The following is a 6,325-nucleotide window of genomic DNA, read 5'->3' on the forward strand; positions in this document are numbered from 1 at the left end:
GCCGACGCCCCCGGTGACTTCTCGGACGCCGGGGGCGTCGCGCCGCCTCGGGGTCCCGGGGCCGCCACCGCCGTCGTGGGAAGATCCCGTGGTGCCTGCTCTAGCCGAGATCCTCGACGTCCTCGAACGCCACTACCCGCCGCGCCTCGCGGAGAAGTGGGATGCCGTCGGGCTCGTGTGCGGGGACCCGGCGGAGGAGGTCACGCGGGTGCTGTTCTGCGTCGACCCCGTCGAGGAGACGGTGGCCGAGGCCGAGGACCTGGGCGCGCAGCTGATCGTCGCGCACCACCCGTTGCTGCTGCGTGGGGTGCACGGCGTGCCCGCCGACACGGTCAAGGGCGGCCTCGTACACCGCCTCATCCGCGGCGGCCGCGCGCTCTACTGCGCGCACACCAACGCCGACTCGGCCGACCCCGGAGTGTCCGACGCGCTCGCGAACGCCATCGGCCTCACCGTCGACCGGCCGCTCGACCCGCAGGAACCCGGTGGCCGCACGGGCATCGGGCGGATCGGGCACCTGGCGAAGCCGAGCCGTTCGCGGTGTTCGTGCAGCGCGTCGCCGAGGCGTTGCCGGCCACGGTGCCGGGAGTGCTGGGCGCGGGGGACCCGGATCGGCCGATCCGCACTGTCGCGGTGTCCGGCGGCGCGGGCGACTCCTACCTCGCGCGCGCCACGGCCGAGGGCGTCGATGCGTACGTGACGGCGGACCTGCGCCACCACCCGGCAGGCGAGCACCTCTCCGCCGCGGGGCCCGCGCTGGTCGGGCTCACGCACTGGGCCAGCGAATGGCCCTGGTGCGGGCAGGCCTCGGCCCTTGTCGACGCGGCCTTTGCGGGTAACGTCGACAGTCACGTCTCCACGAGGCGCACCGACCCGTGGACCGTCCGCGCGACCCCCGCAAGCTGACTCCCCGCACGACCACCAATTCCGCCGAGTCAATTCCACAAGGAGCACCGTGAAGGCCGACCCCGCCGTCCAGCGCCAGCTGCTCGAACTCGCGAAGGTGGACGCCGAGCTTTCGCGCACCGCGCACCGCCGGCGCACCCTGCCCGAGCTCGCCGAGATCGACGCGGGCGAGAAGACCGTGCGCGACAAGCGCGACGCGCTGGTGTCCGTGCAGACCGCCGCGTCGGACCTCGACCGCGAGATCGCCCGGCAGGAGAAGGAGGTCGAGTCGGTGCGGGCTCGCGAGGACCGCGACCGCAAGCTGCTGGAGTCGGGCTCCGTCAACGCCAAGCAGATGACCGACATCGAGCACGAGCTGCAGACGCTCGGCCGCCGCCAGAGCGCGCTCGAAGACGACCTGCTCGAGCTCATGGAGCAGCGTGAGGCCCTGGAGCTCGACGCGCAGCGCACCGGCGCCGAGGTCGACAAGGCCGAGGCGGGCGTCGCGGCCGCGATCGAGCGCCGCGACGCGGAGTTCAAGGACCTCGACACCACGCGCGCCCGCCGCGACGAAGACCGCGCGAAGCTGCTGCCGCGCTTCCCGGAGCCGGTGCTCAAGCTGTACACCCGCGTGCTGGACCACAAGGGCATCGGCGCGTCCTTGCTGCGAGCTCGCCGCTGCGGCGCCTGCCAGCTGGAGCTGGACCGCAACACCATCGCCGAGATCAAGGCGACGCCCGAGGACACCGTCGTCCAGTGCGAGAACTGCGGGGCGATCCTGGTCCGTACGTTGGAGTCGGGCCTGTGACCGACCGGGTCGTCGTCGAGGCCGACGGGGGGTCCCGGGGCAACCCGGGCCCGGCCGGCTACGGCGCGGTCGTGAAGGACGCCGCCACCGGCGAGGTGCTGGCCGAGCGCCACGAGTTCCTCGGTGTGGTGACCAACAACGTCGCGGAGTACTCGGGGCTCATCGCGGCGCTGACCGCGGCGGCGGAGACCGGAGCGTCCATTGTGGACGTGCGGATGGACTCCAAGCTGGTCGTGGAGCAGATGTCCGGCCGCTGGAAGATCAAGCACGCCGCGCTGCAGCCGCTCGCCGCGCGGGCGCGTGAACTCGCGGACGGGTTCGATCGTGTCACCTACATGTGGATCCCGCGCGCAGAGAACTCCCACGCCGACCACCTCGCCAACGTCGCGATGGACAGCGGCACCGGCAAGGTGACCACTCAGGCCCCGGCGTCGACCAAGCCGCAGGTCAAGACCACCTCCGGCACCGGTGAAGCCGACCGCGTCGCCAAGGCCGGCTGGACCGGCGCGCGTGGCACGCCCACCCGACTGCTGCTCCTGCGCCACGGCCAGACCGAGATGTCGGTCGACCGCCGCTACTCCGGCCGCGGCGACGTGCCGCTCACCGAGCGCGGGCGCGGCCAGGCGGCCGCGGCGGCGAAGCGGCTCGGCGCGTGGCCGGGCCTCGTCTCCGAAGACGGCGAGGCCGCCCCCATCGTCTCCTCGCCCCTGACCAGGACGAAGCAGACCGCGCAGGCCGTGGCCGACGCGCTGGGTACCCGCTTCGTCACGCACCCGGGCCTCATCGAGACCGACTTCGGCGAGTGGGAGGGCCTCACTTTCACCGAGGCCGCTGAACGCGACCCCGAGCTGCACCGCTGCTGGCTGCGCGACTCGTCGTGCGCGCCGCCCGGGGGCGAGAGCTTCGACGCGGTCCACGAGCGCGTCGGCCAGGCCCGCCGCGACCTGATCGAGCAGTACGAGGGGAAGACGATCATCGTCGTCAGCCACGTCACGCCCATCAAGACGCTGCTGCGGATGGGGCTCGACGCGGGCCCGAGCCTGCTGTTCCGCCTGCACTTGGACCTGGCGTCGCTCTCGATCGTGGAGTTCTACCCGGATGGCAACTCCTCCGTGCATCTCGCCAACGACATTTCACACCTCTCCTGACCGGGCGCTGACCGCGCGCTGACCGGCGAAAGTGTGGGGCGGATCACGCGCAGGGATGACGCGTGAGCGGGCGCCGATCCGGTATTGGCTAGAGTGCTGTGTCGACCGCGGCGCCGCGGCGCGGGTTCCACCCGGGATCCTCATCAGGGGGGCGCAGGCTCGTGCGTTTCTCGGCAAGCTCTGCGAGTAGAAACAGTGACGAGGTAATGACCGCTAGCGCACTCACCGAAGCATCCGAACGCGACCTCCCCGGCGAGGACGCGCCCGTGACCGCCGTCGGCCTGCGCCACGGCTGGATCGCCTCCGTGCTGGCGGTGCTGGCCGGTGTCGCTGCGGTCGCCTGGCACGCCACGCGCTATGGCCACTGGATCGTGGACGACGCGGCCATCACGTTCTCCTACTCGCGCAGCCTGGCCGACGGCCTCGGCCCCGTCCTGCAGCCGGGCGCGCCGCCCGTCGAGGGCTTCTCCGACCCGACGTGGATGGTCCTGCTCGCGCTGGGCAAGCTCGCCGGCCTGTTCGACCACGGCCTCCTGTTCGGCATCCCCGACTACGTGCTGTTCCCGAAGCTGCTCGGCCTGCTGTTCACCGCCGGCATCCTCACGCTCTGCCACGTCGTGGCGCGGCAGATCTTCCCGCGTCACGCGTGGGCGGTCACGCTGGCCGTGGGTCTCACGCTGGCGACCATCCCGTCGTTCGTGATCTGGGTGGTCTCGGGCCTCGAGAACTCGCTGTTCGCGTTCGCGGTGCTCGGCCTCGCGGTGCTGCTGTTCACCGCGGTGCGCAAGGAACGCACGCTCACGTGGAAGGTCGCGGTGGGCGCGGGCGTGATCGTGGCGTTCGCCGCGCTGACGCGTCCGGAAGGCCTGATCTACGCCGGCGCGTACCCGATCGTCCTGCTCTACGGCGTGCGGCGCGAGGGTTTCTGGGTCAGCTTCCGCTACGCCGTGCTGTCCATTGTGGCTTTCGCGGTCCCGTTCGGCGCTTATGTGGCTTGGCGCCACAGCGAGTTCGGCGGCCGGTTCCTCGCCAACCCGTCGGTGGCGAAGAAGCAGGGCCTGCCTGACCTGATGTCGTTGGTCCGGCCCGGAACCCTGATCCTCTACGCCGGTGTCGCCGCCGTAGTCGTGCTCGCGGTGGTCGTGATCTGGGCGCTGCGGAAGGCGCCGTGGCGGCGTCCGCTGGCCGCGTTGATCACGCCCTTCGCGCTCGGCGTGATCGCCTTCGGCGTGATGGTGCCCGACTGGATGGCGCAGTTCCGCTTCGCGACGCCGGTGTGGGTCCTCGGCGTGCTCGCGGGCACGCTCTCGTTCGGCGAGCTGCTGCGCACGGTGAAGGTGCGCTGGCGCGCCGTCGCGTCGGTGGTCGTGGTGGCCGCGGCGATCCCGTCGCTGGTCGGTTTCGTGCAGCAGTCCGACGAGTTCATCAAGAGCCCCACCGTGCCGGCGTGCCTGATCGCCGACCGCTTCGGCCGCGGCTTCAACACCTACGCCGACATGCTGGGCCTGCAACAGGCGTCGCTGCTGCTGCCGGACCTCGGCGGCTCGTCGATGACCAGCCGGCTGCAGCTCGTGGACATGGCGGGCCTGGTCAACGCGCCCATCGCCGACCTCACGCACGACGAGAACATGGCGGGCCTGCGCGACTACGTGTTCGACACGGTCAAGCCCACCTTCATCCACTCGTGGGGCCCGTGGGCCGGCGGCAACGGCATCTCCCTCGACCCGCGCATCGACCGCGACTACTACCCGATCTTCATCTACCCCGGCCCGGGCCTGCGCAACGGCGACTGGGTCCGCAAGGACGCGGTGAAGGATCCGGCGAAGCTCCAGGCCGTCCAGCACTACGCGGCGACCACGATGATGGACGTCGAGGCCTACCGCTTCGGCAACGGCCTCGACGACTGCGGCCCCACGCTGGAGCCGGGGCAGACGATCCCGCCGAAGTCGTAGCCGGGTTCCGTTCGCCCTGATCTGTCACGGCAGTACCAGCCACAACGCGGCGGTCGCCGCGGCCAGGGAGACGGGCGTGGTCAACGCGCCCAGCGCCGTGAACTCCCTCGCGCGCGGTGTGTGCCCGTGGCGGGCCAGCACTCGGCGCCACAGCAGCGTCGCCAAGGAGCCGAGGTAGGTCGCGTTCGGTCCGACGTTCACGCCGATCAGCACGGCCAGCAGCACGCCCGTGTTCGGGTGGTCGCCGAGGACCGACAGCAGGATCAGCGTCGCGGGCAGGTTGTTGACGAGGTTCGCCAGCACGGCCGCGATCGCGGTGGTGAGCAGCAGCTCGGGCAGCCCCGCCGTCGTGGGCAGGAACGCTCTGAGGGCGCCGCCGAGCACGTGTTCGTCGACGGCCTCCACCGTGATGGCCAGCCCGATTACGAACAGCACCAGCATCGGCGACGCTTCCGTGATCACCTGCCACGGCTTGATCTTGCGTTCGCCCAGCGCCCGCGCGCTGAGCACGAGCGCCGCCAGTGCCGCGACCCAGACCGGCTCGACGTGCACGAGCTCGCCCACACCGAAGCCGACGAGCATCACGCCGAGCACGACGAGCGCGAACACCGGCGCCTCGCGGTGCTGCGGCTTTTCGGTGCTGCGGGGGCCTTCCAGGTCGCGTTTGAAGAACCTCGCGAACACGGCCAGCTCGATCAGGATCGTGACCAGCCAGGGCAGCGCCATCAGCGCGGTGAACCCGGCGAACGTGAGCCCGGATGCGGCGAAGGCCAGCAGGTTGGTCAGGTTGGAGACGGGCAGCAGCGTCGAGGCCGAGTTGGCGAGGTGGGCGCAGGCGTAGACGTGGGGCTTCGACTCGAGCCTGAGCCCCTCGGCCGTGGCCAGCACGACGGGCGTGAGGAGCACGACGGTCGCGTCGAGGCTCAGCACCGCCGTCACGCCTGCCGCGGCGACGAAGGTGAACACGAGCAGCCGCTTGGGCTCACCCCGGCAGAGTTCGGCCAGCCGGCTGCCCAGCCAGGTGAACACACCGTCGATGGCGGCGAGGTGGCTGACGAGCAGGATCGCGGCCAGGAACCCCATCGTCGGCAGGATCTCGACGACCCGCTGCCATGCGGCCGCGGGCGTGGTGAGCCCGATGGCGAGCACCACCGCCGCGACCGGAACCGCGGCGACCGCCTCGGGCAGACCGCGCGGGCGCACCATCGCGAACCCCAGCGTCACGGCCAGGAGCGCGAGGGAGACGACCGCGGCGAGGGGTTCGGGCACGCGAGAACGCTAATCGAGCCCACCCGGCGACCGGTGAGCGGCTGTTCAAGGCGCCGCCGAGGCCCGGCTTGCACAGTGCCGTCTCGACCACACGCTGCCGTCTCGCCAGCGCGCCCCACTGCACAACCTGCTCCGGGGCTTCCCCTTGCCTTTGCCAGTACGCCCCGCGAGATCGCGCCGGCTTCTGGACTGAGCGATTTTCGCGCGGCCCCTGGGCCGCGCGCCAATCGGGGGGGGAGTGGCCCGGCGATCGGGAGAGCGTG

Annotated in this window: 4 protein-coding genes and 1 pseudogene; 4 read left to right on the forward strand and 1 reads right to left on the reverse strand. The window is 71.5% G+C overall.

Annotated elements, in window-relative coordinates:
• Positions 1-91: 91 nt before the first annotated feature.
• From ABZU76_RS20235 to ABZU76_RS20250, 4 genes and pseudogenes are all read left to right on the forward strand, one after another.
• Positions 92-906 (forward strand): annotated as a pseudogene (locus tag ABZU76_RS20235) (Nif3-like dinuclear metal center hexameric protein).
• 49 nt (positions 907-955) lie between these two features.
• A complete protein-coding gene (locus tag ABZU76_RS20240) occupies positions 956-1,693 on the forward strand; it encodes a C4-type zinc ribbon domain-containing protein (RefSeq protein WP_354871574.1) in 738 nt (245 codons plus the stop codon).
• Entirely contained in the window at positions 1,690-2,841 is a 1,152-nt protein-coding gene (locus ABZU76_RS20245; RefSeq protein ID WP_354871577.1) for a bifunctional RNase H/acid phosphatase, read from the forward strand. The genes ABZU76_RS20240 and ABZU76_RS20245 overlap by 4 nt, the downstream gene beginning before the upstream one ends.
• Positions 2,842-3,047: 206 nt before the next feature.
• Positions 3,048-4,793 (forward strand): hypothetical protein, encoded by a 1,746-nt coding sequence (locus tag ABZU76_RS20250; RefSeq protein WP_354871580.1) that lies wholly within the window; start codon positions 3,048-3,050, stop codon positions 4,791-4,793.
• A 24-nt stretch (positions 4,794-4,817) separates the two neighbouring features.
• On the opposite strand, the gene ABZU76_RS20255 is transcribed toward ABZU76_RS20250, so the two are convergent.
• Positions 4,818-5,999 carry an SLC13 family permease gene (locus ABZU76_RS20255; protein WP_354871618.1) on the reverse strand — a complete coding sequence of 394 codons (1,182 nt, stop codon included), beginning with the start codon at positions 5,997-5,999 and terminating at the stop codon, positions 4,818-4,820.
• Positions 6,000-6,325 lie beyond the last annotated feature (326 nt).

This window comes from Amycolatopsis sp. NPDC005232 (assembly GCF_040607795.1).
Taxonomy (GTDB): Bacteria; Actinomycetota; Actinomycetes; order Mycobacteriales; family Pseudonocardiaceae; genus Amycolatopsis.